This window comes from Lichenicola sp. (assembly GCF_965198575.1).
Lineage (GTDB): Bacteria > Pseudomonadota > Alphaproteobacteria > Acetobacterales > Acetobacteraceae > Lichenicola.
The window spans coordinates 1,863,475-1,889,976 of sequence record NZ_OZ240671.1 but is presented as its reverse complement, the minus strand read 5'-3'; the positions used below and the strand labels follow the sequence as shown (position 1 = coordinate 1,889,976).

General features: G+C 67.8%; 21 protein-coding genes. 10 read left to right on the top strand and 11 right to left on the bottom strand.

The genetic code is table 11. From position 1 onward, the window contains the following. Positions 1–71: 71 nt before the first annotated feature. The 4 genes from gspG (at position 72) to ACOEQ2_RS08630 (ending at position 4,465) form a co-directional block, all read left to right on the top strand. Positions 72–512 (top strand): type II secretion system major pseudopilin GspG, encoded by a 441-nt coding sequence (gspG, locus tag ACOEQ2_RS08645; protein WP_419730961.1) that lies wholly within the window; start codon positions 72–74, stop codon positions 510–512. A gap of 8 nt (positions 513–520) precedes the next feature. After that, positions 521–1,288 (top strand): prepilin peptidase, encoded by a 768-nt coding sequence (locus ACOEQ2_RS08640; RefSeq protein WP_419730960.1) that lies wholly within the window; start codon positions 521–523, stop codon positions 1,286–1,288. Positions 1,289–1,310: 22 nt separating this feature from the next. Further along, complete coding sequence (locus ACOEQ2_RS08635; RefSeq protein WP_419730959.1) at positions 1,311–3,062, top strand: GspE/PulE family protein; 1,752 nt, start codon at positions 1,311–1,313, stop codon at positions 3,060–3,062. 221 nt (positions 3,063–3,283) lie between these two features. Beyond that, positions 3,284–4,465, top strand: a complete 1,182-nt coding sequence (locus tag ACOEQ2_RS08630) for a type II secretion system F family protein (RefSeq protein WP_419730958.1) — start codon at positions 3,284–3,286, stop codon at positions 4,463–4,465. 44 nt (positions 4,466–4,509) lie between these two features. On the opposite strand, the gene ACOEQ2_RS08625 is transcribed toward ACOEQ2_RS08630, so the two are convergent. Beyond that, positions 4,510–5,382 carry an SH3 domain-containing protein gene (locus tag ACOEQ2_RS08625; protein ID WP_419730957.1) on the bottom strand — a complete coding sequence of 291 codons (873 nt, stop codon included), beginning with the start codon at positions 5,380–5,382 and terminating at the stop codon, positions 4,510–4,512. 364 nt (positions 5,383–5,746) lie between these two features. Between ACOEQ2_RS08625 and ACOEQ2_RS08620 the strand changes: the two genes are divergently transcribed. The 4 genes from ACOEQ2_RS08620 (at position 5,747) to ACOEQ2_RS08605 (ending at position 10,483) form a co-directional block, all read left to right on the top strand. Then, positions 5,747–6,742, top strand: a complete 996-nt coding sequence (locus tag ACOEQ2_RS08620; protein ID WP_419730956.1) for a fatty acid desaturase — start codon at positions 5,747–5,749, stop codon at positions 6,740–6,742. Beyond that, complete coding sequence (locus ACOEQ2_RS08615) at positions 6,742–7,554, top strand: shikimate 5-dehydrogenase (protein ID WP_419731176.1); 813 nt, start codon at positions 6,742–6,744, stop codon at positions 7,552–7,554. Before ACOEQ2_RS08620 ends, ACOEQ2_RS08615 begins: the two co-directional genes overlap by 1 nt. 103 nt (positions 7,555–7,657) lie before the next feature. After that, positions 7,658–7,954 (top strand): response regulator, encoded by a 297-nt coding sequence (locus ACOEQ2_RS08610; RefSeq protein WP_419730955.1) that lies wholly within the window; start codon positions 7,658–7,660, stop codon positions 7,952–7,954. Positions 7,955–8,092: 138 nt separating this feature from the next. After that, a complete protein-coding gene (locus ACOEQ2_RS08605; protein WP_419730954.1) occupies positions 8,093–10,483 on the top strand; it encodes an Orn/Lys/Arg decarboxylase N-terminal domain-containing protein in 2,391 nt (796 codons plus the stop codon). Here ACOEQ2_RS08605 and pepT read toward each other — a convergent pair. From pepT to xylF, 5 genes are all read right to left on the bottom strand, one after another. Further along, positions 10,426–11,727, bottom strand: a complete 1,302-nt coding sequence (pepT, locus tag ACOEQ2_RS08600) for a peptidase T (protein WP_419730953.1) — start codon at positions 11,725–11,727, stop codon at positions 10,426–10,428. The genes ACOEQ2_RS08605 and pepT overlap by 58 nt on opposite strands. 125 nt (positions 11,728–11,852) lie before the next feature. Continuing rightward, positions 11,853–13,331 (bottom strand): carbohydrate porin, encoded by a 1,479-nt coding sequence (locus tag ACOEQ2_RS08595; protein ID WP_419730952.1) that lies wholly within the window; start codon positions 13,329–13,331, stop codon positions 11,853–11,855. Positions 13,332–13,573: 242 nt separating this feature from the next. Next, complete coding sequence (locus tag ACOEQ2_RS08590; protein WP_419730951.1) at positions 13,574–14,785, bottom strand: sugar ABC transporter permease; 1,212 nt, start codon at positions 14,783–14,785, stop codon at positions 13,574–13,576. Between the two features lie 15 nt (positions 14,786–14,800). Further along, positions 14,801–16,339, bottom strand: a complete 1,539-nt coding sequence (locus ACOEQ2_RS08585; protein WP_419730950.1) for a xylose ABC transporter ATP-binding protein — start codon at positions 16,337–16,339, stop codon at positions 14,801–14,803. A gap of 43 nt (positions 16,340–16,382) precedes the next feature. Continuing rightward, complete coding sequence (gene xylF / locus ACOEQ2_RS08580; RefSeq protein WP_419730949.1) at positions 16,383–17,459, bottom strand: D-xylose ABC transporter substrate-binding protein; 1,077 nt, start codon at positions 17,457–17,459, stop codon at positions 16,383–16,385. 392 nt (positions 17,460–17,851) lie between these two features. On the opposite strand from xylF, the gene ACOEQ2_RS08575 reads away from it, so the two are divergent. Together ACOEQ2_RS08575 and xylA are read left to right on the top strand one after the other, a co-directional pair. Next, positions 17,852–18,913, top strand: coding sequence for a LacI family DNA-binding transcriptional regulator (locus ACOEQ2_RS08575; protein ID WP_419730948.1), 1,062 nt, complete (start codon positions 17,852–17,854; stop codon positions 18,911–18,913). A gap of 97 nt (positions 18,914–19,010) precedes the next feature. Next, positions 19,011–20,327, top strand: coding sequence for a xylose isomerase (xylA, locus tag ACOEQ2_RS08570; RefSeq protein ID WP_419730947.1), 1,317 nt, complete (start codon positions 19,011–19,013; stop codon positions 20,325–20,327). Positions 20,328–20,363: 36 nt separating this feature from the next. Here the strand turns inward: xylA and ACOEQ2_RS08565 are convergent, their stop codons facing one another. The 5 genes from ACOEQ2_RS08565 to ACOEQ2_RS08545 all read right to left on the bottom strand — a co-directional run bounded on the left by ACOEQ2_RS08565 (position 20,364) and on the right by ACOEQ2_RS08545 (position 26,498). Further along, the gene (locus tag ACOEQ2_RS08565; protein WP_419730946.1) at positions 20,364–21,287 is read right to left on the bottom strand and encodes a GDP-mannose 4,6-dehydratase; all 924 of its coding nucleotides are present in this window, start codon (positions 21,285–21,287) and stop codon (positions 20,364–20,366) included. A 13-nt stretch (positions 21,288–21,300) separates the two neighbouring features. Beyond that, complete coding sequence (locus ACOEQ2_RS08560; RefSeq protein ID WP_419730945.1) at positions 21,301–22,380, bottom strand: GDP-mannose 4,6-dehydratase; 1,080 nt, start codon at positions 22,378–22,380, stop codon at positions 21,301–21,303. Positions 22,381–22,450: 70 nt separating this feature from the next. Next, a complete protein-coding gene (locus tag ACOEQ2_RS08555) occupies positions 22,451–23,332 on the bottom strand; it encodes a general secretion pathway protein GspK (protein WP_419730944.1) in 882 nt (293 codons plus the stop codon). Positions 23,333–23,349: 17 nt separating this feature from the next. Then, complete coding sequence (gspD, locus tag ACOEQ2_RS08550; protein ID WP_419730943.1) at positions 23,350–25,653, bottom strand: type II secretion system secretin GspD; 2,304 nt, start codon at positions 25,651–25,653, stop codon at positions 23,350–23,352. A 125-nt stretch (positions 25,654–25,778) separates the two neighbouring features. Then, positions 25,779–26,498, bottom strand: a complete 720-nt coding sequence (locus tag ACOEQ2_RS08545; protein ID WP_419730942.1) for a hypothetical protein — start codon at positions 26,496–26,498, stop codon at positions 25,779–25,781. Positions 26,499–26,502: the final 4 nt, after the last annotated feature.

The following is a 26,502-nucleotide window of genomic DNA, read 5'->3' as shown; positions in this document are numbered from 1 at the left end:
GCATCAGGGTCCCGTTCGTTGTCACGCCACCATTCTAGAGGGTCTATCGGTATATGTTGAAGAGCCTTCGCATGACGCGCCGTCAGACGCCTGCCGGCGAGCCCCTGCCCGACGCCGGCTTCACGCTGATCGAGTTGCTGGTGGTGATCGCCATCCTCGGCCTCCTGATCGCGCTGGTGGCGCCGGCGGTACTGCGCCAGCTGAGCGGCGCCAAGCTCAACATCGCCCGGCAGTCGATCGAGCGGATCGGCCAGATCCTGGACCTCTACAAGCTCGACGTCGGCAACTACCCGGGCACCGATGACGGCCTGCAGGCGCTGGTCACCAAGCCGTCCGACGCCGACAACTGGAACGGCCCCTACGTGAAGAGCAACCAGGTGCCGATGGACCCTTGGAACCACGCATACCTGTATCGCAACCCGTCCAACCGGGAAGGCCATGATTACGACCTTTGCTCGGCCGGGCCCGGTGGCAACGCGAACGATACCGCCGCCGAGATCTGCAACAAGTAAGCGGCCGCGTGCCGGTCTGGCTGCTGCCGTTGCTGCTGGCGCCGATCGTCGGCAGCTTCCTGGGCGTGCTGGTGCGGCGCCTCCCGGAGGGGCGGCCGGTGGCGCTGGCGCGATCCGCCTGCGACAGCTGCGGCACACCGCTCGGGGCCCGCGAGCTGGTGCCGCTGGTCAGCTACCTGGCCCTGCGTGGCCGCTGCCGGCATTGCGCCGCGCCGATCGGGCGGTTCCATCCGGCGATCGAACTGGCGGCTGTGCTGGTCGCTGCGATCGTGGTGTTCGCCTGGTCCATGGGCCCGCCGTCTCTATCGTTGTCGGATCAGGGCAGCGCCGTATGGCTGTGGTCCGGCTGCGTGCTGGGCTGGATCACGCTGGCGCTGGCCTGGATCGACTTGCGCTGGATGCGCCTGCCCGACCTGCTGACCCTGCCGCTGCTGTTGCTGGGGCTGCTGTCCTGCCGCCTGCTCGACCCGGACGCCCTGCCAGCGCACGCCGCCGCCGCAGCACTCGGCTATTCCTCCTTCGCCGCACTTGCCTGGAGCTATCGCCGGCTGCGCGGCCGCGACGGGCTCGGTCCGGGCGACGCCAAGCTGCTGGCCGCGTCCGGCGCCTGGGTCGGGCTCGCGGCGCTGCCGATGCTCGTGCTGCTCGCCGCCGTTGCCACATTGGTGGTCGCCTTGCCAAGCCGGCGGGCGCGGGCCCAGGTGCCGATCCCGTTCGGGCCGGGACTTGCCTTCTCCCTGTTCGCGGTCTGGCTGTATGCTGCTCCCGGCCGCTGACCGGCCCCATGCGAGGCAGACGATGAACCTCATCACCGACCCTCCGGAGACGACCCGCCTGATCCGCAACGGCACCGCCGAGGGTTCGCCGCTGGACCAGCTCGGGCGGCTGCTGGTCGAAACCGGCCGCTGCGACCCACGCAGTCTCGACCGTGCCTACCGCGCCGCGGACGAGAGCGGCGGCCGGCTCGACGTGATCCTGCTGCAGCTTGGGCTGGTGTCCGAGCGCGGACTGGCGGACGGCTATGCCGAGCTGCTCGGGCTGCCGATCGTCTCGACCGAGCGCTACCCGGCCGAGGAGCCGCTGCTGTCCGAGCGCCTTGCCGTGCGGTTCCTGCGCGACGTGCGGGCGCTGCCCGTGGCGCTCGAGGACGGACAGCTGGTGGTCGCCGTCGCCGACCCCCTCGACCCGTTCGCGCCGTCGGCGATCGCGGCTGCCACGGGGTATGCGGTGCGCACCGAGATCGCCGTGCCGATCGAGCTCGAGGCCGCGTTCGACCGGCTCTATCCGCGCGAGGGCGAGGCGCAGGCGCAGTCCGACGACGAGGCGGTGCCGCTCGAGGAGGATGCCGAGCGGCTGAAGGACCTCGCCTCCGAGGCGCCGGTGATCCGGCTGGTCAACCAGATCATCTTCCGCGCCGTCGAGACCCGCGCCTCCGACATCCATATCGAGCCGTTCGAGGACCGCCTGCGCGTGCGCTACCGCTATGACGGCGTGCTGCACGAGATGGAGAGCCCACCGCCCAGGCTGATCCCGGCGATCACGTCGCGCATCAAGATCATGGCCCGGCTCGACATCGCCGAGCGCCGGCTGCCGCAGGATGGCCGCATCAAGCTGGCGGTCCGCGGCCAGGAGGTCGATTTCCGCGTGTCCACGATCCCGTCGCTGCATGGCGAGACCGTCGTGCTGCGCGTGCTCGATCGCAACGCGGTGACGTTCGACTACGAGAAGCTGGGGCTGGCGCCGCAGGTGGTGCATCGCCTCGACGAGACGCTGGCGCTGCCGAACGGCATCATGCTGGTCACCGGCCCGACCGGCTCGGGCAAGACGACTACACTCTATACCGGGCTGCTGACGCTGAATGCCGTCACCCGCAAGGTGGTGACCGTCGAGGACCCGATCGAGTACCAGCTGCGCGGCATCAACCAGATCCAGATCAAGCCGCAGATCGGGCTGACTTTTGCGACCCTGCTGCGCTCGATCCTGCGCCAGGATCCGGACGTGATCATGGTCGGCGAGATCCGCGACCTCGAGACCGCTCAGATCGCCATCCAGGCGGCACTCACCGGGCATCTGGTGCTCTCGACGCTGCACACCAACTCGGCCGCTGCGGCGATCACCCGGCTGCGCGACATGGGCGTCGAGGACTACCTGCTGACCGCTGTGCTGCGCGGCGTGATGGGCCAGCGACTGGTGCGGCGGCTGTGCGACGCCTGCAAGGTCGAGGTGCCGGCGCCGCCTGAGCTGGTCACGCGGTTCGGGCTGGAGCGGCGCACCGAGCGGCGGCCGATCACCCTGTTCCATCCGGTCGGGTGCGCGAACTGCCGCAACACCGGCTATCGCGGGCGGCAGGCGATCGCCGAGTTCCTGGCGCCGGACGCCGAGATCGAGCGGCTGATCTTCGCCCGCACCGACCATAGCGCGATCGAGCGGGCCGCCATGGCTGCGGGGATGGTCACCATGTTCGATGCCGGGGTCGATGCGGCACTGGCGGGCACCACCACGATCGAGGAGGTGTCCCGCAGCATCCGATCCGAGAACCAGGAGTCGTGAGCGCTCGAGAGCGCGCTGTGCCGGCGATCCGACAGGCCTGTCTGCGCTTGCCGCGTGCCCGGCCAGCAGGCCGCTCCGCTCCGGTTCCGGACAGACCTGCCGGGCGCTTCCGAGGGGAAGCTCTCACTCGGCACACCACGCTCTCGAACGCTCACTCGGCGCGATGAGGCATTCCGTTGGGTAACTACAGGTTCACTGCCATCACGCCCACGGGGGAGACCGTGCGGGGTACCACGGTCGCGGCGACCGAGGCGGAGGCGATTGCGTGGATCCGGCGGCAGGGCAACATCCCGATGCGGGCCGAGGCGTCAGGTGGGGGCTTGCTCGAAGCCGGACTGCGGTTCGAAATCGGCCGGCTCAACCGGAAGTCGCTGAAGCGCCAGGAGGTCACCAACCTCACCCGTGAGCTGGCGGTCATGCTCGGCGCCGGCCAGGACCTCGACCGCGCGATGCGGTTCCTGGTCGAGACCGCGCCGAACCCGCGGATCCGTGCGGTGCTCGACGGGCTGCGGGCGGCGGTGCGTGACGGCTCGACGCTGCATGCCGCGCTGACGCGCTACCCGGACAGTTTTCCGCGGCTCTATATCGGCCTGGTGCGCGCGGCCGAGGCCGGCGGTGACCTGGCCTCGACGCTGGAGCGGCTGGCGACGCTGATGGAGCGCGAGCGCGCCCTGGTGACGACGCTGCAATCGGCGATGATCTACCCGGCGATGCTGACCCTGGCGGCGATCAGCTCGATCGTGCTGCTGCTGACCAAGGTGCTGCCGCAGTTCGTGCCGCTGTTCGAGCAGAACGGCGCCGCCCTGCCGCGCTCGACGCAGTTCCTGATCACCGCCGGCAACGTGCTCGCCGATTACGGGCTGTTCATGCTGCTCGGGCTGGTGCTGCTGGGGATCGTGGCACGGCAGGCGTTGCGGCAGGAGCGGACCCGGCTGGTGGTCGATCGCACGCTGCTGCGGCTGCCGATCGTCGGGCTGCTGACCCGCGAGGTGCTGGCCGCGCGCTTCACCCGCACGCTCGGCACGCTGCTCGGCAACGGCGTGCCGCTGATCGCCGCGATGGGCATCGTGCGCGAGGTGATCGGCAACCTGGCGGTGCTGGGCGCCATCGACCGCGCCACCGAGAGCGCCAAGGGCGGTGCCGGCCTGGCGCGCACGCTGGATGCCGCGGGCATCTTCCCGGTACGGGCGATCCATCTGCTGCGGCTCGGCGAGGAGACCGCCCAGCTCGGTGCCCTGGCGCTGCGGGCCGCGGAGATCCACGAGGAGCAGGTCCGGGTCAGGGTCGGACGGCTGGTGGCACTCCTGGTGCCGGCGATCACCGTCATCATGGGTGCCGCGATCGCCGGGATCGTGTCGTCGCTGCTGCTGGCGATGCTGAGCCTGAACGACCTTGCCCAGTAGGGGGGCCCAGTAGGGGGGCCAGTAGAGGAGCCCAGTAGGCGGCCTTACTGGTGCACGATCATGCTCTCATGCACCCAACCCCACGGTGCGGTGTCCCCGACCTGATACCAGCCGCCTCCGGCCTGGCCGAATACGTGCATCACGGTTCCGGCTGGCACCACCCTGACCGGTGGGCCGTGCGGCGCGGAATGGACATTGGCGTTCTGCCGCATCGTGACGGCCCCCGAGGCCGGGAGCACGATGGTTCCGGCATCACCGGCGGCCGGGCCCGTCGGGGTTGCGGCACCCGACGCGGCCACTCCCGGAACGCCCACAGCCGGCGCGGCGGTTGCCGGTGGCGTGGCGGTCGCCACGACGGGCTCGTGCGGATTGGCGACAGTGTCCGGCAGCGGCGGCAGTGGGGTCACGCTTTGCAGCGCACCCGGCGCCGGACCGCCCTTGTCGTAGCAGTCGGCGACCAGGGCCACATAGACGCGGTCGGCCTCGGTCGTGCTGATGCCGACGTGGCTGTCGACCGGCTTGCCGTCGCTGCGGCCGTTGCCGTCGAGTGTGACCACCGTCACGAACGGGACAAAGATGTTCTCGTCGTCGGCGAACGGCGAGGCCTGGCCGCAGACCGCCCAGTGCTGCGACACCGCCTGGCTCCAGACCTGCACGCCGCGGAACTGGGCGTTCCGGTTCGCGACGGTGGATCTGATCGCCTGCTCTGCTATGGCGCGCGCCTGGTCCGCCGATCCACTGCTGCCGGAGTTCACATCTCCGCGGGTCTGGCTCGTCGGGGCAGGGTCGCCCTGGGTCTCGGCGGGTGCGGTCCCGTCGGCTTGGCCCCCGGCTTTCTTGTCCGGCTTGCAACCGCCGAGTGCCAGGAGGGCCCCCAAAAACGCGATGGGAAAGGCAGTGCAGAGCGTCAAGTTCAAGGTTTTCGCCGATCCCGGTTGCATGCGGGCGCAGTATTGCGATCCTGCGCGCAGGCTCAAGCGGTCCAGCACCGGCTGTCCCATTCGTGAGTGAAGCATTCTGTCACGGCCCGGCATCCGGCGCTTCTGTCACGACGTTTCCGTATGGCCAGTTGTTAACGGAAGCTTCACCCTCGACGGGTAAGACTTCTCGGGACAGGGGTGCCTCATCCCGCCTACACTCGCTTGGTCAGGGCTTGCGTGCTTCGCGACCTCGTCTTCGACCTTCCGGAAAAATCTGCGAAAACGACCTGCTAGAACCCGAATGACCGATCCTGACCCTATAGCCGTTCCATTGACAGCGCAGTCCGCCACCTGGCGTGCCATGGTTGCGCCCTATCTCAAACCGGATTGGCGGCGCGCCCTGATCCAGCTCTCGAACACCGCGCTGCCCTTCCTGGCAGTGATGGCGGCGATCATGGTGGGCTTCGAGTACGGCTTCTGGGAGGCGCTGCTGCTGGTGCCGCTGGCTGCTTTCCTGCTCGTTCGGCTCTTCATGTTCCAGCACGATTGCGGGCATGGCTCGTTCTTTCCGGCGCGCTGGGCAAACGACCTCCTCGGCAGCGTGCTGGGCGTGCTGACCCTGACCCCATACAAGGCCTGGCGTGGCGATCACGCGCAGCATCACGCCGGCGCCGGCAACCTCGACCGGCGCGGCATCGGTGACGTCACCACCCTGACAGTCGATGAATACCTCGCTCTGCCGGCTGGCAGGCGGCTGCGATACCGGGTGTATCGCCACCCACTGGTGCTGTTCGGCATCGGGCCGGCCTGGCAATTCCTGATCAACCAGCGCATTCCCGTCGGCAGTCCACGCCGGCGCTGGCGGGACTGGCTGAGCGTGCTCGGGACCAACGCCGGCCTGCTCGGCATGCTGACGGTGCTGGTCGTGGCTCTGGGCCCGATCCCGGTGCTGGTCGGCTGGCTGCCGGTCACCGTACTGGCCGCTACCATCGGTATCTGGCTGTTCTACATCCAGCACCAGTTCGAGGACGCCTACTGGGAGCCGAAGCCGGACTGGGACTTCCAGGCCGCCGCCCTGAAGGGTTCCTCGTTCTATGATCTGCCGCGGGCCCTGCACTGGTTGACCGGGAACATCGGCTTCCACCACATCCACCATCTGTCGAGCCGGATCCCGAACTACCGTCTGCGCGCCTGCCACGAAGAGAACCCGGCGCTGCAGGGGGTGTCCCGCTTGTCTCTCCTGGGCAGCCTGAAATGCGCGAGGCTGGCGGTCTGGGACAGTGAACACGGCAAGCTGGTGTCGTTCCGCGGCGTCCGGGTCGCGGTGGCGCGTCGCAAGGCTCGCCTCGCTGCGTGATGCGGATCAGCCGGGACACACGGCTGTGCATGTCGCTATCGGCGCGGCCTGGTAACTTCGGCACGCGCTTCCAGAATTACCTCTACGAGGCGCTCGGGCTCGACTTCGTCTACAAGGCGTTCAGCACGACGGATCTCCCGGCGGCGATCGGCGGGATCCGGGCGCTCGGCATCCGCGGCTGTGCGATCTCGATGCCGTTCAAGGAAGCCTGTATCCCGCTGCTGGACCGGCTCGACCCGTCCGCGGCGGCGATCGGCTCGGTCAACACCATCGTCAACGACGACGCACACCTTGCCGGCTACAACACCGACTACATCGCCATCGTGCGGCTGATCGAGCGATACGCGATCAGCCCGGACACGCGCCTGGTGCTGCGCGGCAGCGGCGGCATGGGCAAGGCGGTGGCGTCGGCGTTCCGCGACCAGGGGTTCCGCCACGGCACCATCGTCGCCCGCAACGAGGCCGCCGGCCGGACGCTGGCGGAGGCGTGCGGCTGGGACTGGTGCGCCACCCCCGAGGCAGCGACGGGCACGTTGCTGGTGAACGTGACGCCGATCGGCATGTCGGGCGGTCCCGAGGCGGGGGCGCTGGCCTTCCCGGACGCCATGATTGCGGCGTCGGAAACCGTGTTCGACGTCGTGGCGATCCCGGTGGAGACGCCGCTGATCCGGGCAGCGCGAGCCCTCGATCGCACGGTCATCACCGGCGGCGAGGTGCTGGTGCTGCAGGGCGTCGAGCAGTTCGTGCTCTATACCGGCGTCCGGCCAACCGCCGCGCAGATCCAGGCGGCAGCCGACGTGGCACTGGCCTAGCAGGACCGCACGGCGTCATTGCTTCATGGCGAAGTGCCACAAGCCTGGCACGCTGCAACGTGGCGACGGGGCATCGCTGCGCCGGCACGGCCGGATGCCGACCATGCCGGACCTGCTCGTCGTGGATGACGACGAGGACGTGCTTGCGTTGCCGTGCCGCTCCTGCCGGTCGCACGCCTACAGGCTGACAGCGGCCAGCCGTGGTGCCGGGCTGTTCCAGGCCCTGTCGGCCGGCGCCATCGACCTGGTCATTCCTGACGTGATGATGCCGGGCAAGGGCGGACTGAGGCGGTGTCGCTGGATGCGCCAGGACTGGAACACGCCGATCATCATGCTGACGGCAGCCATGACCTATACCCATCGCGTGGTGGGCCCGAGGTGTCGAGGGCGGCGCGCGTGAGCTTGCTCGATCCGGTGGCTCGGTGATCCGGTCCGGTCTTTGTCATCGGAGCGTGCTAGACGGTGAGCCTGCCGTCATAACACTGGGCTGATACTGGGCGAGCGCGACCGGGCGGCTGGCTGTCGATAAGGAGTTCGGATGGAATACGCGCGTCGCTTCAAGTTCCTGGTTTGCGTGCCGGCGTTCAATCCATCCGACCTGGAAGGTGCGCGGCTGCACCAGATCCTCGCCGAGATCGAGCAGGACGGCTACAGCATCCTGCGTGCCCAGCGCGACGACGATGCCGAGCTGGCGATCCGCACGGATGCCGCGATCGGGTGCGTCGTCGTCGACTGGGGCAAGAAGGGGGCCAGCGGTAAGTCGGCCGACCTGATCCAGCTGATCCGCAAGCGCGGCCTCGACATGCCGGTCATCATCCTGGTGCGGCGGCAGACGCTCGAGCAGATCCCGGTCGACGTGCTCGATCATGTCGACGGGTTCGTTTTCCTCGGCGAGGAAACTCCGGACTTCATCGCCAAGACCCTGGTGGCGCGGCTGCGGCAATATGCCGACACGCTGAAGACTCCGTTTTTCGGGGCCCTCGTCGATTATTCGGAACAGGGCAACATGCTCTGGACCTGCCCCGGGCATAACGGCGGCGCGTTCTACCGGCGCAGTCCAATCGGGCGTATTTTCGTCGAGCATCTGGGCGAGGCGATATTTCGCGACGATCTCGATAATTCCGTGCTGCAGCTGGGTGACCTGCTGACGCATGAAGGGCCGGCCCTGCGCGCGCAGCAGGATGCGGCCAAGATATTCGGCGCCGAGCGGACCTATTTCGTGCTGAACGGCACCTCGACCTCGAACAAGATCGCGCTCGGCGCGCTGCTGGCCGAGGGCGACCTGGTGCTGTTCGACCGCAACAACCACAAGGCGGCGCATCACGGCGCGATGTTCCTTGGTGGCGCCACGCCGATCTTTGTCGAGACGGCGCGTAACCCGCATGGGCTGATCGGGCCGATGCGGTATGCGGCGCTTGGCGAGGAGCGGCTGCGTGAGGCGATCCGGGTGCATCCGCTGGTGCGCGACAAGGAGGCCTGGCGGTCGAAGCGGCCGTTCCGCGCGGCAGTGATCGAGCAATGCACCTATGACGGCACGATCTGCTCGGCGGAGGAAGTGCTCGCCCAGATCGGCCATCTTTGCGACTACATCCTGTTCGACGAGGCCTGGGCCGGCTTCATGAAATTCCATCCGCTGTTCCGCGGTCGCTTTGGCATGGGGCTGCGCGGCCTCGGGCCCGACGATCCTGGCATCATCGTCACGCAGAGCACGCACAAGCAGCTGGCGAGCTTCTCGCAGGCGTCGCAGATCCACGTGAAGGACAGCCACCTGAAGGGGCAGCGGCGCCATGTCGGACACCGGCGCTTCAACGAGATGTTCCTGCTGCACGCAACAACGAGCCCGTTCTACCCGCTGTTCGCGTCGCTCGATGTCGGCGCGCAGATGATGAAGGGCCGGTCCGGCGAGGTGCTATGGGACGACACGGTGCGGCTCGGCATCGAGATGCGCAAGAAAATCCGGCTGGCGGCGCGCGAGTATGGCGAGGACGAGCCGAGCCCGGCGAAGCGCTGGTTCTTCGAGCCGTTCGTGCCGAAGTTCCTGCAGCCGTCGGCATTGTCGGCCGGGCTGGACGGGGTGCGATGGGAGGATGCATCGACCGATCTGCTGGCGACCGACGCGGCGCAATGGGAGCTGCGGCCGGGGCAGGACTGGCACGGATTTCCGCATACCCGGCAGGGCTGGGCGATGACCGACCCGAACAAGCTGACGCTGCTGACACCAGGGTTCGACAGCAAGTCGGCGGACGGATACAGCGAGCATGGCGTGCCGGCGCCGGTGGTGGCGGAATATCTTCGCGAGAACCGCATCGTGCCGGAAAAGAACGACCTGAACTCGCTGCTGTTCCTGTTGACGCCGGGTGTGGAGAGCAGCAAGGCCGGCACGCTCCTGTCGCACCTGGTCACGTTCAAGAAACTGCATGACGAGAACCGGCTGCTCGAGGAGGTCATACCGGTGTTCGTGCGACGTCGGGCGACGCGCTACACCGGCGTGCGGCTGCGCGATCTGTGTGCCGACATGCACGCGTTCTACCGCACGGCCGGCATGAGCAACCTGCAGGCGGCGCAATTCCGGGCCGAGCATCTGCCCGAGATGGCGATGCTGCCGCACGAGGCGACCCGCGAGCTGGTCCGCAACAACGTCGACTATGTCAGCCTGGATGATGTGGGGGGCCGTATCGCCGCGACCTTGTGGCTGGTCTATCCGCCGGGGATCGCGACGATCGTGCCCGGCGAGCGGATCACCGAGACGGCGCGGCCGATGGTCGATTACCTGAAGGCGTTCGAGCAGGCCTCGAACCTTTTCCCCGGCTTCGAGACCGAGGTGCAGGGCCTGTATCGCGAGGTCGAGGATGGCCGCATGCGCTTCTATACCTACGTCGTGCGCGAGGATGGCGAGCCGCCGGGGCGCGGTAACGGATCCGTCCGCTGAACGGCGGCCAGGACGACGATGCGCTCGATGACCTCGTAGGACCGGACGAAGGCAGGCACTGGAAGGAACTCGAACGGCGAGTGGAAATTAAGCGCGCCGGTGAAGATGTTCGGCGTCGGGATGCCGCGGGCGGATAGCGCCGAACCGTCCGTGCCACCGCGCATGGCAATGATGTTGGGGGTGATGCCGAGCTGCTCATAGGCGCTCGTCATCAACTCGACGCTGCGCCGGTCGTCGCCGAGGCTCGAGGAGATGTTGCGATACACATCCTCGATGTGGCAGGTGAGGGTCGCCGCCGGCCAGGCCGCGCTGGTCGCTGCGACCTGCGCCTGCACGAGTGCCTTGCGATCCGCGAAGGCACCATCATCGAAGTCGCGGATCGAGAGCGTGAGCGTGGCCGTGGCGGCATTGGCGGTGAGGCCGTTGACCCAGCAATATCCCTGGCGCCCCGCGGTGTGCTCCGGCGTGTCCAGCGGATCGAACCGGCCGATCAGGTCGGTGGCCACCAGGATCGGATTGACCAGCACGCCCTTAGCCGACATCGGGTGCGCGGTGACGCCGGTGATCCCGATCGTAGCCTGTGCCGCATTGAAGGTCTCGACAACGAACTCGCCGACCGCGCAGCAGTCGACGGTGTAGGCGAAATCCACCGGAAACCGGTCGAGCGACAGGGCCTTGGCACCGCGCAGGCCGATCTCCTCGTCCGGCACGAACGCCACCACGATGTCGCCGTGCGGCGGACGCTCGCGGGTTAGGCGGTCCAGCAGCGTCATCACAACGGTCACGGCCGCCTTGTTGTCGGCGCCGAGCACGCTGGTGCCATCGGTGACGATCACGTCCTGGCCTGCATGATCGAGGATTTCCGGATGCTCGGCGGTCCGCAGCCAGATGTCGCGGGCGACGTTCAGGCAGAGATCGTCGCCCGTGAAAGGCACGAGGCTCGGGCGGATATGCGGGGACAGCCCGACATCGACAGTATCCACATGCGCGCAGAAGCCGATCCGGGGAGCGCCTGGCGTGTTGCCCGGCAGTCGGGCCGTGAGTATCGCGTTCTCGTCAACATGGATGTCGTGCAGGCCGAAGCCGGCGAGCTCGGCTTCAAGGAGGTGCACCATCTCCCATTGCCCGGGCGTGCTCGGAAGCGTCGTGGCGCGGGCGTCGCTCTGGCTGGTGATGGCGAGGTAGCGGAAGAAGCGGCAAACCAGCCGCTCTTCGAGAGGGCGGTCTTCCAGAGGGACGGTCATTGGCGGGTCCTGCCTGAGGGGGCGCCGCATCATGACACGGCGCAGCGCCCGTCGAGGACCCCACACAAGAAAACGACCGCGCGGATATTCCGCGCGGCCGCAAAGTTCACGCTGTGTCCGAGAGGTTAGAACAGCTGGATGTGGCTCTTGAAGCCGAACACGGCGGCGTCGGGAAGGTTCGCCTGTGCGTTCGGACGGATGAAGTACTGGAAGTCCGGTGCGAAGGTCACGCCACGGAACACGTGGATCTGGTAGTTGAGCTCGATGTTGTAGGTGTGGCTCTGCACGCCGGGAGGTGCGTCGGATCCGTTGTTGTAGAACTGGCCGCTGCCGGTGATCGGCAGGCCGAGCTCCTGCTGGAGGGCCTCGGTCTTGCCGACCAGGCTGGAGACCTCGAGGTAGCTGAAGCCGAGCGAGATGCCGTCCTGCGGACGCGCCTTCCAGAACCCGTGATCGACAGCGCCGATTTCGGCCTGGCTGGTGCGGGTCGAGGTGCTGTTGTCGTTGTGGAACAGCGCGCCGAAGGCGATCAGGCCGTTGGTCGCACCGGCGCCATGACGGAGCAGCATCTGGTCGACGAGGACGTATTCAGCGGTCGAGCCATGGTCGACGCGCGGCGGCAGGCCGCTCTGGGCGAAGGCGCTTCCGGCGACGTCGAAGTAGTCGTTGTTGTGCTTTGTGTTGTCATAGACGAAGCCGACGCTGTAGTGGCCCGGCAGGTGATCGGGGCCGAAGCTCGGCTCCCAGCCGGCCTGCACCGGGAACGACTGGCCGGCGATCTGCCCGGAGTCGAACTCGAAGCCGGAACGGAAGCCGTTGCTCGCGCTGTAGATGTTCTGCTGGTCGAAGAAGATGCCGGTTTCGACGTAGGTCGACTGGGTCGGCCGCACGCGAATACGGAATGCCCAGTTCGCATCAGGATAGGATGAGAGCGCGGCGTTGTCGGACGACGCCTTCGGGTTTCCGCAGAAGGCGTTGTTCATGAAGTTGCAGTAGAGCGGCGACGAGGCGAAATCATCCAGCAGGGGCATGCGGCCGGCGACGAAATCGACCCGGCCGTTGCCGAGGGTTTCTTCGCCGTAGGCGTAAACGAGATGGATCGCCACGTTGCCGCCGGCGCCGTAGATTTCCTGGCTGGGGTCGAGGTTGTCGCCGAAGGAGCGGCTGTCCGGGATGCCGTAGCGGCCGACCATGACGGTGTGGGTCGAGAAGCCGGTGATGCCGGCAAGACGCTCCCAGTCGATGTCGGTCTCGAGGCCGTACTGGCCCGCGTTGGCCGACCCGGTGTGGAGTCCGGTCACGTTGCCGGCGAACTCGTCGACGTTATCGAGCTGGATGGCGATGCCCATGTTGCGGAGCTTCGGGCCGAAGCCGAAGAGGTCCGGGAAGAGGGCTTCCGACACCGGCAGCGGCGGCACCGAGCTGACCGGATTGATGGGGCCACCGTTTTCCGGCAGCGGCGTCGCGACGCGCTCGCTGGGGTTCAGCGACGTCTGTGCCATGGCGGGGACGGCGGCGGTGCTGGCCAGAGCAGCCGCAACGGCACCGGCCCAGAACTTTCCGGAGACGGCGCAGGACGCGGCGGTCTTCCTTGATGTGGTCATTGGCTTTCCTCGATTTTTTTGTAGCGCAGCGTTTGGCCAGGCCATTCGACCGCCCGAGCAACCGCAGATTAACAGCCAATTTTCCGCGCGCTAGGCCATGATCGTTTTGATCAGTTTGGCGTTGTTAAAAAACCACACTTTGTTTCCGGACGTCCGGAACCCGGCCCGGTGGTCGTGCTGCAACGCAAAACGCCCGCCGGAATGGCGGGCGTTTCGGGGCGTACGGACGAGGCCTGTAGGAGCTAGCGTCGCGCGCTGGTCGCCACGTCGAGCCAGACCGCGAGCAGCAGGATCACGCCCTTGACGATCATCTGCCAGTAGGTGTCGACGCCCAGCATCGACATGCCGTTATCCAGCGTCGCCATGATCAGGGCGCCGATCAGCGCGCCGAACACGGTGCCGACGCCGCCGCGCATCGAGGTGCCGCCGATGATGCACGAGGCGATCGCGTCGAGTTCCTGCAGCGATCCGGCAGACGGCGAACCGGCCGCGAGCCTGGCTGTCGTGGCGATGCCGGCCAGGGCGGCCATCGAGCCCATCAGCGCGAACACCAGCAGCTTGACCATCTGCACGTTGACGCCGGAAAGCCGCGTCGCCTCGAGGTTGCCGCCGACGGCGTAGATCCGTCGCCCGAACACCGTGCGGCGCGCCATCACGGTAAACAGCCCGAGCAGCACCAGCACGATCAGCACCGGCAGCGGCACGCCACGGTAGGCGTCGAGGATCGCGAAGAAGCCGGCGATCACCACCGCGGCGACGGCGAGCTTGCCGAGATCGAGGGCAAGTGGCGGCACCGTCAGGCCGTATTCCGCCCGCTTGGCACGTGACCGCATCGTGGTCATTGCCAGCACCGCGAAAATCAACACGCCGAGCCCGTAGCCGGCGATATCCGGCAGGTAGCTCTGCGAGACGGAGACCAGCGCGTTGGTGACCGGGGCGATGGTGACGCCACCGGTGATGCCCAGCAGGATGCCGCGGAATGCCAACAATCCGGCCAGCGTCACGATGAATGACGGCACCCGCAGATAGGCGACCCAGTATCCGTTGAAGGCGCCGACCGCCGCGCCCAGCACCATGACCAGCGGAATGTTGATGTAGAGCGGCACGTGGTAGGTGACGTCGAAGATCGCCGCGAGGCCGCCCATCAGCCCGAGCAGCGAACCGACCGACAGGTCGATCTCGCCCGAGATGATGACGAACACCATGCCCGAGGCGAGCATGCCGGTGATCGCCATCTGCCGCAGCAGGTTGGACAGGTTGCGGGCGGTGATGAAGTCGCCGTCGGTGAGCTGCGTGAACAGCGCCCAGATGATGGCGATCGCGATCACCAGCGCCAGGATCTTGTTGCGCGCGAAGGCGCTCTTCAGGTGCTCGAGCTTGAGTGTGCGGCGGCGGTCGGTCTGGGCAGCGGCGACTGCGGCTGGGGACGGCGCCAGTGAGGTGGTCTCGGTCATGATATCGGCTTCCGCTCAGGCAGCGCGATCGAGGGGCGTGATGGCCGCCGTCATGATGCGCTCCTGGGTCAAGGTGTCGTCGTTGATGAAGTCGCCGCGCAGTTCGCCCTCGCCGATCACCAGCACGCGGTCGCTGATGCCCATCACCTCGGGCAGCTCCGACGAGACCATGATGATCGACATGCCCTCGCGCACCAGGGCGAACATCAGCTTGTAGATTTCGTACTTGGCGCCGACATCCACGCCGCGGGTCGGCTCGTCCAGGATCAGCACACGCGGCTTCGGCTCCAGCATCTTGGAGATCACTGCCTTCTGTTGGTTGCCGCCGGACAGGCTGGAGATCGGCAGCAGCGGGCTTGCGGTCTTGATGCGAAGCCGGCCGATCGCGTCGCCGATCGTCGAGAATTCCTGCGCCTCGTCGATCAGGCCGCCGCTGGTGAAGCGGTCCAGCACCGACAGGGTGATGTTGTAGCCGACGCCCAGGATCGGAACGATGCCGTGCGCCTTGCGATCCTCCGGCACCATGCAGAGCCCGTGCCTGACCGCATCCTGCGGGTTGCGAATCCGGACCGGCTTGCCGTCGATCCGGACCTCGCCGGAATGGGTGCCGCGATAGGCGCCGAAGATGGCACTCACCATCTCGGTGCGGCCGGCGCCGACCAGCCCCGACACGCCGAGGATCTCGCCGGCACGCAGCGTGAAGGACACGTTGTCGACGCGCTTGCGGAAACGGTTGTCCGGATCGAGGCAGGTGATGCCGATCGCCTCGAACACCACCTCGCCGATCGGGTGCGCCTCGCGCGGGAACAGGTTGTTCATGTCGCGGCCGACCATCATGCGGATGATGTCGCCGGTGCTGATGCTGTCCATCGGCGCGTCGCCGACGAAGCGACCGTCGCGGATCACCGTGACGGAGTCCGCGATCTCCTCGATTTCCTCGAGCTTGTGCGAGATGTACACGCAGGCGGTGCCGCGCGATTTCAGATCCTTGACCAGGCGCAGCAGGATCGAGACCTCGGACTTGGTGAGTGACGAGGTCGGCTCGTCCAGGATCAACAGCCTGGCGTTCTTGCTGAGTGCCTTGGCGATCTCGATCAGCTGCTGTTCGCCGCCGGCATAGTTCGAGACCGGCTTCACCACGTTGATGTGGCTCATCCGGAGCTCGGCCAGCAACTTGGCGGCTTCCACATACATGCGGTCGAAATCGATCATGCCGCCGAGCGACCGCGGCTCACGACCGAGGAAGATGTTCTCCGCAACCGAAAGCTGCGGGATCAGCATCAATTCCTGGTGGATGATGACGATGCCGGCGGCCTCGCTTTCGCGGACCGAGCCGCATTTCAGCTCATGGCCGTCCCACAGGATCGTACCGCCCCAGGTGCCGTATGGATAGACCGCGGACAGCACCTTCATCATCGTCGACTTGCCGGCGCCGTTCTCGCCGCACAGCCCGACGCATTCGCCGGGCCGCACTTTGAGATCGATACCGTCCAGCGCCATGACGCCGGAGAAGTCCTTGGTGATGCCGCGCATTTCGAGCAGGTAGTCAGACACCGAATTGTCCCTCCAGGCTCGTCAGCGCGGCTCCACTGACGGCCTACTTGCCGTCGATCTGCGCCTGCGTGAAGTAGCCGTCCGTCACCAGGCGGCTGACATTCGCCTTGGTCAGGGCGATCGGCGTCAGCAGGATGGTGTTGATGTCGGCCGAGCCGTTGTTCATCTTGCTGGTGTAGGCCGGTGTCTTGCCTTTTGCCAGATCGACGGCCATCTGCGCCGCAGTGCTGGCGATCAACTTCAGCGGCTTGTACACCGTCATGGTCTGCGTGCCCTTCTCGATCCGCTGGGCGGCGGCGAGATCGGCATCCTGGCCCGACACGGCGACCTTGCCGGCAAGGCCCTGGGCCGCCAGCGCCTGGATGGCACCGCCGGCGAGCGCGTCGTTCGAGGCGACGAAGCCCTGGATGTTGTTCTTGTTGGCGGTCAGCGCGTTCTCGCTGATCGACAGCGCCTCGGTGGCGCTCCACTCGTTCACCCACTGCGAGCCGACGATCTTGATCTTGTTGGCATCGACGAGCGGCTGCAGGACTTCCATCTGGCCCTGGCGGAGCAGCTTGGCGTTGTTGTCGGTGGGCGCGCCGCCGAGCAGGTAGTAGTTGCCGGTGGGGGCCGCATTGACCACGCCCTGCGCCTGCATGTGGCCGACACGCACGTTGTCGAACGAGATGTAGGCGTCGATCGGCGCGTCCAGGATCAGGCGGTCGTACGAGATGATCTTGATGCCGGCCTGCTTGGCCTCGTTGATGACGTTGCCGAGCACCTTGCCGTTGAACGGCACGATGACGATCACGTCCATGCCGCGCGAGATCAGGTTCTCGATCTGCGCGTTCTGCCGGCTCTCGCTGGCATCGGCGGACTGCACGTTCACGGTCGCGCCGAGCTTCTTGGCGGCGGCGATGAAGTAGTCGCGATCGTGGCCCCAGCGCTCGAGGCGCAGGTCGTCGATCGAGAAGCCGATCTTCGGATGTGCGGGGCTGGCATGCGCCGCAACCGGCAGCAGTGCGCCGAGGCCGAGCGACAATGCGGCACCAGCCATAAGCTGCTGCGCCAGGCGGCGGCGGCCGGGACGGGAGACGGTGGTATCGGCGACCGCGGTCCGCTTGAAGAGATGCGACACGAACTTTTCCTCCTTGACGCCGGCGCTTGCCAACCCGGGTGAGGGCAGCCCGGTCATTTCCCGTGAACGGTCACCCGACGCGGGTGGCCGGGCTGACGTTGAGCGGACGAAAGCAAATTGCGGCACGTAGCGCAAGCGCACGCGGTCCTCTTTCATCAGACTGGATTCCGCGGAGGCGATACCGCAGCATTCGCGTCACACTCGTCAACATGCGTTGCCAGGAAAGCAGCAAACGGAAGGCGAGCGGCGATCTATTGTGCATCGCACAATTTCTGAGGCGATCAACGGGAACCATCCCGCCGCTGCATTTGGTCGAGGTCGTCACCGATGTGAGGTGATTGTTGATTGACGTGCCTCAGAGCTCGACCTTATCGTCCGGCCAGGGAGACGGCATGCAGAAGATCACCGTGTTCGAGGTTGCGGCCTCCGCCGGCGTGAGCTTGGCTACGGTCGACCGGGTGCTGAACGGTCGCAAAGGTGTGCGCCCCGAGACGATCGTTCGCGTGCGTGCCGCGGTCGACCGGCTGGGATTCCGCCGTGATGCGTTCGCCGCCGGTCTCGCGACACAGCGGCTCGAGCGCTACCTGTTCCTGCTCCCGGCGCGCGGCACCAACAGCTTCATCAACACGCTGCACGACACCGTGGCCCGGGCGGCCAGCGTCATGGCGGACCAGCGGGTGTCGTTGCGCGTGATGGATTATGTCGCATTCGACGATGCCTCGCTCGCGAGCCTGCTCGGCACCGTCGATCCGGAGGCGTTCGACGGGGTTGCGGTGGTGGCGGTCGATGCGCCGGCGGTGCGTCATGAGATCGACCGCCTGGTGGAGCGCGAGATCCCGATCGTGACGCTGGTTTCGGACGTGTCACCGTCGCGTCGCAGCCTGTTCCTCGGCATCGACAACCGCGCGGCCGGTCGCGTCGCCGCCTCGTTGATCGGCCGGATGGCCCAGGCCCGGCAGGCGGGGAGCGGGCGAGGCGGCGTCGGCATCATCGTCGGCCAGATGACGCTGAACGATCATGCCGATCGTCGCCTGGGGTTCGAGCAGGTGATGCGCCGCGAGTTCCCCGGCCTCTCGCTGCTGCCGGTGGTGGAAGGCCTGGACGACAGCGCGGTGAGTGGTCCGCTGGCCGCCCGGATGTTTGCCGAGCACCCCGACATGGTCGGGCTCTACAGCGCCGGCGCCGGCAATCGCGGCATCATCGCAGCGTTGCGAGCGAACGCCGCCGCGCAGGGCACACCACACGTCGACGGCCCGATCGTGGTGGCGCATGAACTGACCGCGCACGCCCGTGACGCGCTATTGTCGGGCACCTTCACCGCGGTCCTGCACCAGGACCAGGAGCAGGAGGTCGAGAACGCCATCGCCGCCCTGCGTTCGGTGACCCGTGCGACTCCGGGCTTCAACCCGAAGCCGGTGCGGATGCAGATTTTTCTGCGGGACAACGTTCCATGATGCGCCCCGCATCATTGTCGGACAGTTTCCCGCCAGAGCGTCGGGCAACGCCCGCCAGAGCAACGGGCAGCGTCCCGCCAAGCATGAGAGAGCCATCATGAGCGACACACTCTTCAGCAACTTCGAGACGGTCCGCTATGCCGGGCCGGACAGCGACGAGCCGCTGGCCTATCGCTACTACGATGCCGACCGCGTCGTGCTCGGCCGGCCGCTGCGCGACCACCTCCGGTTTGCCGTCGCGTACTGGCACAGCCTGGCGATGAACGGCAGCGACCCGTTCGGCGCGCCGACCCTGCAGCGCCCCTGGATGGACCGCTCCGACGAGATGCAGGCGGCGCGCGACAAGGCGGATGCCGCGTTCGACCTGTTCCGCGTGCTCGACGTGCCGTTCTACAGCTTCCACGACCGCGACATCGCACCAGGCGGCGACGACCTGCGCAGCTCGCTGCACAACTTCCACGAGATGGCGGACTATCTCGGGAGCAAGATGCAGTCCTTCAACACCAGGCTGCTCTGGGGCACCGCCAACCTGTTCAGCCATCCGCGCTTCATGGCGGGTGCGGCGACCAACCCCGATCCGGACGTGTTCGCGTTCAGCGCCGCCACGGTGAAGCACTGCATGGACGTCACCAAGCAGCTCGGCGGCGACAACTACGTGCTGTGGGGTGGTCGCGAGGGCTACGAGACGCTGCTGAACACCCGCGTCGGCCAGGAGCTCGACCAGCTCGGTCGCTTCCTGTCGCTGGTGGTCGAGTACAAGCACAAGATCGGCTTTGCCGGGCAGATCCTGATCGAGCCGAAGCCGAAGGAGCCGACCGCGCACCAGTATGATTTCGACACCGCGACGGTGTACGGCTTCCTGAAGCGCTACGGCCTCGAGAATGAGGTGAAGCTGAACCTCGAGGGCAACCACGCGCTGCTCGCCGGGCACAGCTTCGAGCATGAGATCGCCATGGCGGCGAGCTTCGGCATCCTCGGCTCGCTCGACATCAATCGAGGCGACCCGCTGCTCGGCTGGGACACCGACCAGTTCCCGAGCAACCTGCAGGACACCACGATGGCGCTGTACCACGTCATCAAGGCGGGCGGGCTCGGGCTCGGCGGCTGCAACTTCGACGCCAAGATCCGTCGCCAGTCGATCGATCCGGCGGACCTGGTGCATGCCCATGTCGGTGGCATGGACCATTGCGCCCGCGCCTTCCTGATCGCGGCCAGCATCGTCGAGGACGGCCGGCTCGATGCGGCGTTGCAGGAGCGCTATGCCGGTTGGGAGGCAGAGGCCGCGCGCGACATGCTGTCCGGATCGGAAACGCTGGAGAGCATTTCCGACAAGGCTGAAGCACAGAACCTGTCGCCGAAGCCGCGCTCGGGTGGCCAGGAGCGCCTGGAGAACCTGATCTCCCGCTTCTTCTGAAGCCTGGTGGCGGGGTGGCGTGACAGCCACCCCGGTTCAGTCGAGTTCGGCGATCCGCAGGGTCCAGTCGTCGAGCACGTCGCGCAACGTCTGTTCCCAGGTGATTTCCGGGTCCCAGCCGACGCGGTCGCGCAGGCGCCCGGCATTGCCGATGGCGAGCGGGATGTCGGTCGGGCGGGCGCGGGACGGATCCGTCTCGATGCTGACGGCGACCCCCGACAGCGCCAGCAGTCCCTGCAGCACATCGCCGATCCGCCGCGCCGTGCCCGACGCGATGTTCAGGATCGTGCCGGGGGCCAGGCCGTTGGCGTGGCGCAGGCAGAGCGCGTAGGCGCGGCACACATCACGCACATCGAGGAAATCGCGAAACGCGGTCAGGCTGCCGGTGCGCAGGATCGGCTCCTGCCGCCCGGCCCGGATCAGCGCGATCTGCCGCGCGAAGGCCGGGATGGCGAAGTCCGGCGCCTGGCCCGGGCCGGTATGGTTGAACGGGCGCAGGCGGATCACCCGGAAGCCCTCGGCCGCCATCGCCGACATCGCCATGTCGGCCGCCGCCTTGGTTGCCCCGTAGGTGTTGATCGGGGCCAGCGGGGCGTCCTCGTCGAGCGGACGCTCGAGCTTGAAGGAGGCGCCGTACGCGTCACCGCTGGAGACATGCAGGAACCACGCATCCGGCCGTTCGGCGTGCAGCGCGCGGGCGAGATTGAGCGTTCCCTGCAGATTGACTGCCCAGGCCCGGTCGGGGGCGGCGCGGGCGACCGGAATGGCGGAGATCGCAGCCAGGTGCAGGCACGCATCGGGAGACAGGGTTGCCACCGCCTCCTGGACCGCGTCAGCATCCGTGACGTCGCAGGTCAGCGGGAGCAGTTCGCTGTCGGGCAGCACATCCTGCATGGCGCGGGCCAGGTGCTGGCCGACGAACCCGGATAGCCCCGTGACCAGGATGCGCCGATCGCTCATTCCGGCGTCCGGTTCAGGCGTGGAGTTTCGGCAGGGCCGCGGGCGACGGCGGCGGTGCCGTCGGAGCGGGTGCCGCCATCTTGACGGACGCCCCGATGGCGGCCCGATGGCGCGCCAGGTCGGCCTCGACCATCTCGGCGATCATGTCCTCGAGGCTGGTCTCCGCCTGCCAGCCGAGCACCGATTTCGCCTTCGACGCATCGCCCAGCAGCACGTCCACTTCGGCCGGCCGGATCAGGTCGGATCGGCTGACCACATGCTCCCGGTAATCCAGCCCGGCGCAGGAGAAGGCGATGCGGCAGAGCTCGCGGATCGAGGTGGTGCGGCCGGTGGCGACCACGTAATCGTCGGCGACGTCCTGCTGCAGCATCAGCCACATCGCCTTGACGTAGTCGCGCGCATGGCCCCAGTCGCGGGTCGCGTCGAGGTTGCCGAGCGGCAGCTCGCGGGCCATGCCGAGCTTGATCCGCGCCACGCCGTCGGTGACCTTGCGGGTCACGAACTCGATGCCGCGCAGCGGGCTCTCATGGTTGAACAGGATGCCGGACGAGGCATGCAGCCCGAAGCTCTCGCGGTAGTTCACCGTCATCCAGTGGCCGTACAGCTTGGCTACCGCGTAGGGCGAGCGCGGATAGAACGGCGTGCGCTCGCTCTGCACCTTCTCCTGGATCAGGCCGTACATCTCCGACGACGAGGCCTGGTAGAAGCGCGCCTGCGGCCGGGCGATGCGCACCGCCTCCAGCACGTTGACGGCGCCGATGCCGGTGGCCTGGCCGGTCAGGATCGGCTGCTGCCAGGAGGCGGCGACGAAGCTCTGGGCGCCGAGATTGTACACCTCGTCGGGTTCGACCGACTGGATGATGCGGATCAGGCTGCCGATATCGAGCAGGTCGCCATCGACCAGCTCCACCCGGTCGAACACGCCGAGCCAGCGCAGCCGCGCGCTGACCATGTCGGCGGAGGCGGAGCGACGCGCCATGCCGACCACCCGGTATCCCTTCTCGAGCAGCAGGGCGGCAAGATAGGCACCATCCTGGCCGGTAATGCCGGTCACGAGGGCGGTGCGCGAGGGGAGGTCCGGCGTCGTCTGCATGAGCCGAGCGGTTAGAGCAGATTTGCGTGAACGTCCAGGCAGGGCCAGCGCTTTCGGCCGGCGACTGTCATCATGTCTTGGGCGCGCCGGCCGCCGGGGCCTCCCAGGTCATGACCTGGAACGGGCGCTGGTCCGCAGCACCCGGGCCGGTGGAGTTCGTGCCGATCAGCACGATCGCCCGCCGCACGAAGCGATGGCCGGAGCCGTCACGCGCCTCGGCGGTCACCTCGACCACGCTCTCGTCCGGCGCGCTGCCCTGGGCCTGCCCCGGGGGCGCATTATCGTCCGGCGCGGCGCTGCTGCCGGCATCGCCCGGACCGTTGGCGAGGGCGATGGCCTGCCGCACGACAGGGTCGGCGAAGGCGGGATCCGGGTCGTTGTCGTGATACAGCGAGATGTGCGGTTCGAGACGGGCGAGCAGCGCCGGGGTGATGCCGTCCACCAGCCCGAGCTCGGAGATGCTCTCGAACGGCGCGTTCGGCGGCAGGTAGTCGCGGCCGCCCGCTGCCTGCGCCGGCGGTGCGGACTGCCCCACCGGCTGGGCCGTCGGAAACCGCCAGACGATCATCCGGGTGGCGATCGTCACGGCACTCCGGCTGTCGAGCCCGATCGCCTGGAACAGCGCCGCGAGCAGGTCGAGCGACGCCCGGTTGGGATTGACCTTGCCGGCCTGGTTCTCGATCCGGATCGACAGCACGGTGCCGCCGCGCCGGACCAGGTGGGTGCTGCCGTTCGCCGGCCAGTGCGCCTTCGAGGCGTCGATCACGTGGAACACCGCCTCGTCGACGGCGCCATCCGCCTCCGCCTGCAGTTGCGCGTTGCGTTCGAGGTCGGCCGCCTGCCGCGTGCGACCGCTGCCCGATGCGGCGATCGCGGAGACCAGCAGCGAGACCAGCACCAGCGTCCACAGCACGATGAGCAGCGCGAAGCCTCTGTCGCGCCGCCCGCGCACGGGGAGGCGCGCCGCGATCAGGGACCGAGGCCGACGCTGCGGCGCACGCGCTGCTGCGGATCGGCACTGCCGGTCTGGCGCATCGGCGTCAGTTCGCCCGGCACCGCGGCGGCGTTGATCAGCGTGTCGCGCAGATCCTCGGTGAGCGCCTGTGCGTCGCGCTGGTCGTGCAGCACATGCGGCGTGATCAGGATCAAGAGCTCGGTCCGCTGCCGGTTGTTGTTCTGGCTGCCGCCGAAGAAGCCCAGGATCGGGATGTCCTTGAGCCAGGGTATGCCGCTGTTGGCGCGGGTGCTCTGGTCGGTGATCAGCCCGGCGAGGCCGACCGTCTGGCCGTCCTGGATGACCACGCGGGAGACCACCGACTGGTCGTTGAAGGTCGGGTTGGTGGTGGCGTTGCTGCCGGGAACCACCGAGCTGACCTCCTGCGAGATGTCGAGGGTCACCAGGCCGCCGTTATTCACCCGCGGCGTCACGTTCATGATCACGCCGGTCGGCTGGTAGGTGAACTGGTTGAACACCGATCCGGTGCTCAGCGTGCTGGTCTGCGAGCCGGTCTGGATCGGCACCAGCTGGCCCACCTGCAGCCGCGCCGGCTGGTTGTCGAGCACCAGCAGCTCCGGCGACGACAGCACGTGCACGGTGGTGACCGCCTGCAGCGCGTTGAGCGCGATCGGCGCGCCGCCATTGCCGGTGCCGCCGATGATGAAGCCGGGCAGCGTGCTGTTGAAGAGGGTGCTGGTGATGCCGGTGGTGATCGGGCTGATGGTGTTGTTCGAGAGCACCCCGTTGATGCCCCCCGACTTGAAGAAGAACTGGGTGCCGTATTGCAGCTGGTCGTTGAGGGTCACCTCGGCGATCACCGCGTCGATCCGCACCTGCAGCGGCAGGATGTCGATCTTGCGCAGCATCTGGTTGACGGTGTCGTTCTCCTGGTCGGTGGCATAGACCAGGATCGCGTTGTTCTGCGGGTTGGCGATGATCTTCATCGTCCGCGCCTCGTCGCCGCTGCCGCCGCCGCCGGAGCTGTCCAGGCCGCCGAGCAGCGGGTTGCCGCCGGCCGCCTGGTTGCCGCCAGGTGCGCCCGTGCCGGTGCCGGTGCCGCCGCTGGAGCCGAGGCTCGACCCGAGGCCGCCGGATCCCGATCCACCGCCCGAGCCGATGCCGCCACTGGAGCCCAAGCCGCCGCTGGATCCCAGACCGCCGCTCGACCCCAGCCCGCCGCTCGACCCGCCGCCGATACCGCCCGAGCCGCCGTTGGTGCCCTGCTGGTTGCCGCCGGGAATGTTGGCCTGCAGCGGCGCGGTCGGCTGCGCGGTCACGTCATTTGGGGTGAAGGCCTGCTGCAGCACGTACGCCGCATCGTTGGCGTGGCTGTTCTGGAGGTAGTACACGTGCCACGAGCGCACCGTGGTACGGCGGGTGCGCTCGATCAGGGTGAACAGCCGGCGCGCATCGTCGATGAAGTTCGGCTCGTTGGCGACCACCAGCACCGCATCGACGCGGGTCATCGGCACCACCCGAACCACCTGCGAGAGCGAACCGCCGCGGCCCTTGAGCGCGTCCTGCAGGGCGCTGGCGATGTCCTTGGCGTCACCGGAATCGACCGGCAGCAGGGCGTAGGACTGGCCGGCCAGGGCGTCGATGTCGAACGCCTGGATCAGGTTCACCAGCGTGCCGCGCACCGCCGGGTCGCCGCTGACGATCAGCGCGTTCCCGCCCTGCACCGCGGTGATCTTGGAGCCGGCCTGGACGAACGGCTGCAGCGCCTTGGCGAGATCCTCGGCACCGGCATAGCGCAGCGGCACCAGCGCGCTGCCGGACACCGCCGCGTCGGCCGCCAGCGTCTGCATGTTGCCGCCGGCACCGCCCGCAGCGCCACCGCCACCCGGAATACCGGGCGCCTGGCCGCCACCGCCGGCGACGATGCGGTAGATGCCGTTGGACTGGTAGATCGAGGCCCCGACCTGGGCCAGCAGCGCCTGCAACGTCGGCAGCAGCTGGTCGCTGCCGAGCGGTGTCGAGGTGTGCAGCGTGACCGTCCCCTTCACGTTGGGGTCGATCGTGTAGTTGGCGTGCAGCAGCGTGCCGAGGATCTGCGCCACGGCGTCGCGGATGTCGGTGTCGGCGAAATTCAGGGTTATCGAGCCGGCGCCGATGGTCCCGTCCACGTTGCGCACAGCGGGACGGCGATTGCGGCCATAGCTGATCTCGGGCGCCTGAACCGGATCGATCGAGCCGATATCGCCGTTGATGCGGGGCTGTGCGGTGGCAGTGCCGGCACGCAGCGGGGCCAGCGGCTGGATGACCGGCTGCTCCATGTGGTTGCAGCCGGACACCAGCAGGCAGACCGGCGTGACGATGTGCCCGAGGAGCCTCCCCGGGTGGCCCCAGACGGATCGGTTCAGGACGGAACGGCGCGAAACAGAACGGCGTGGAACGAAGATCACGGTGCGTTGGCCTCGCCGGGTGGCTGGAAGGGGAGCCTGCCGGGCGCCTGGCCGGGCGGCGCCGGTGGTGTGAGGAGTGCGGCCGGAAGCCGGGGCATCTGGCCGTTCTGCTGCGTATTTTGGGGCCCGAACTGCAGCCTCCTGTTGCGCAGCAGGTCCAGGATCGAGGGATGATCCGGAAGTGCTCCACCACCGAGGACGTCGGCCGTGCCGGACGATGAGGCGTCCCGCGACGGGGTGAGCGTGCGCGGACCGTCCGGCCCGAACACCTGGACGCTGTTCTGGTCGATCGCCCGCACCTGCCACGCGCCGGCCTGCTGGCCGACCCCGGCGACGATGCCGCGCGCGTCGCCATCGCCGGCGAAGATCGCCCTCCGGCCATCCGGACCCATCACGATCCCGCTGAGACGCGGCTGCTGCGGACCGGCCGCTATGGTGGTGGCTGGCCGGCGCGAGGGACTGAAAAGCGGCCGAGCCAGCACGATCCGGGTCCAGTCGTCGATGCGGGCAGGATCGGGCGCCGCATCATCGGCGGCCGTGGCAGCGTGTGCCGGGCGAGCCGCCGCCAGGGCGCGTTCCGGATAGGCCAGGCGTCCCTCCCGCGTCACGCCGAACTGATATTCGAGCACCAGCACGCCGACAAGCAGGCAGGCGCACGCGGTTGCCAGCCATAGCAGCGGCCGCGGCCGCACGCGACGGGCGACTGAACCACTCATTGCC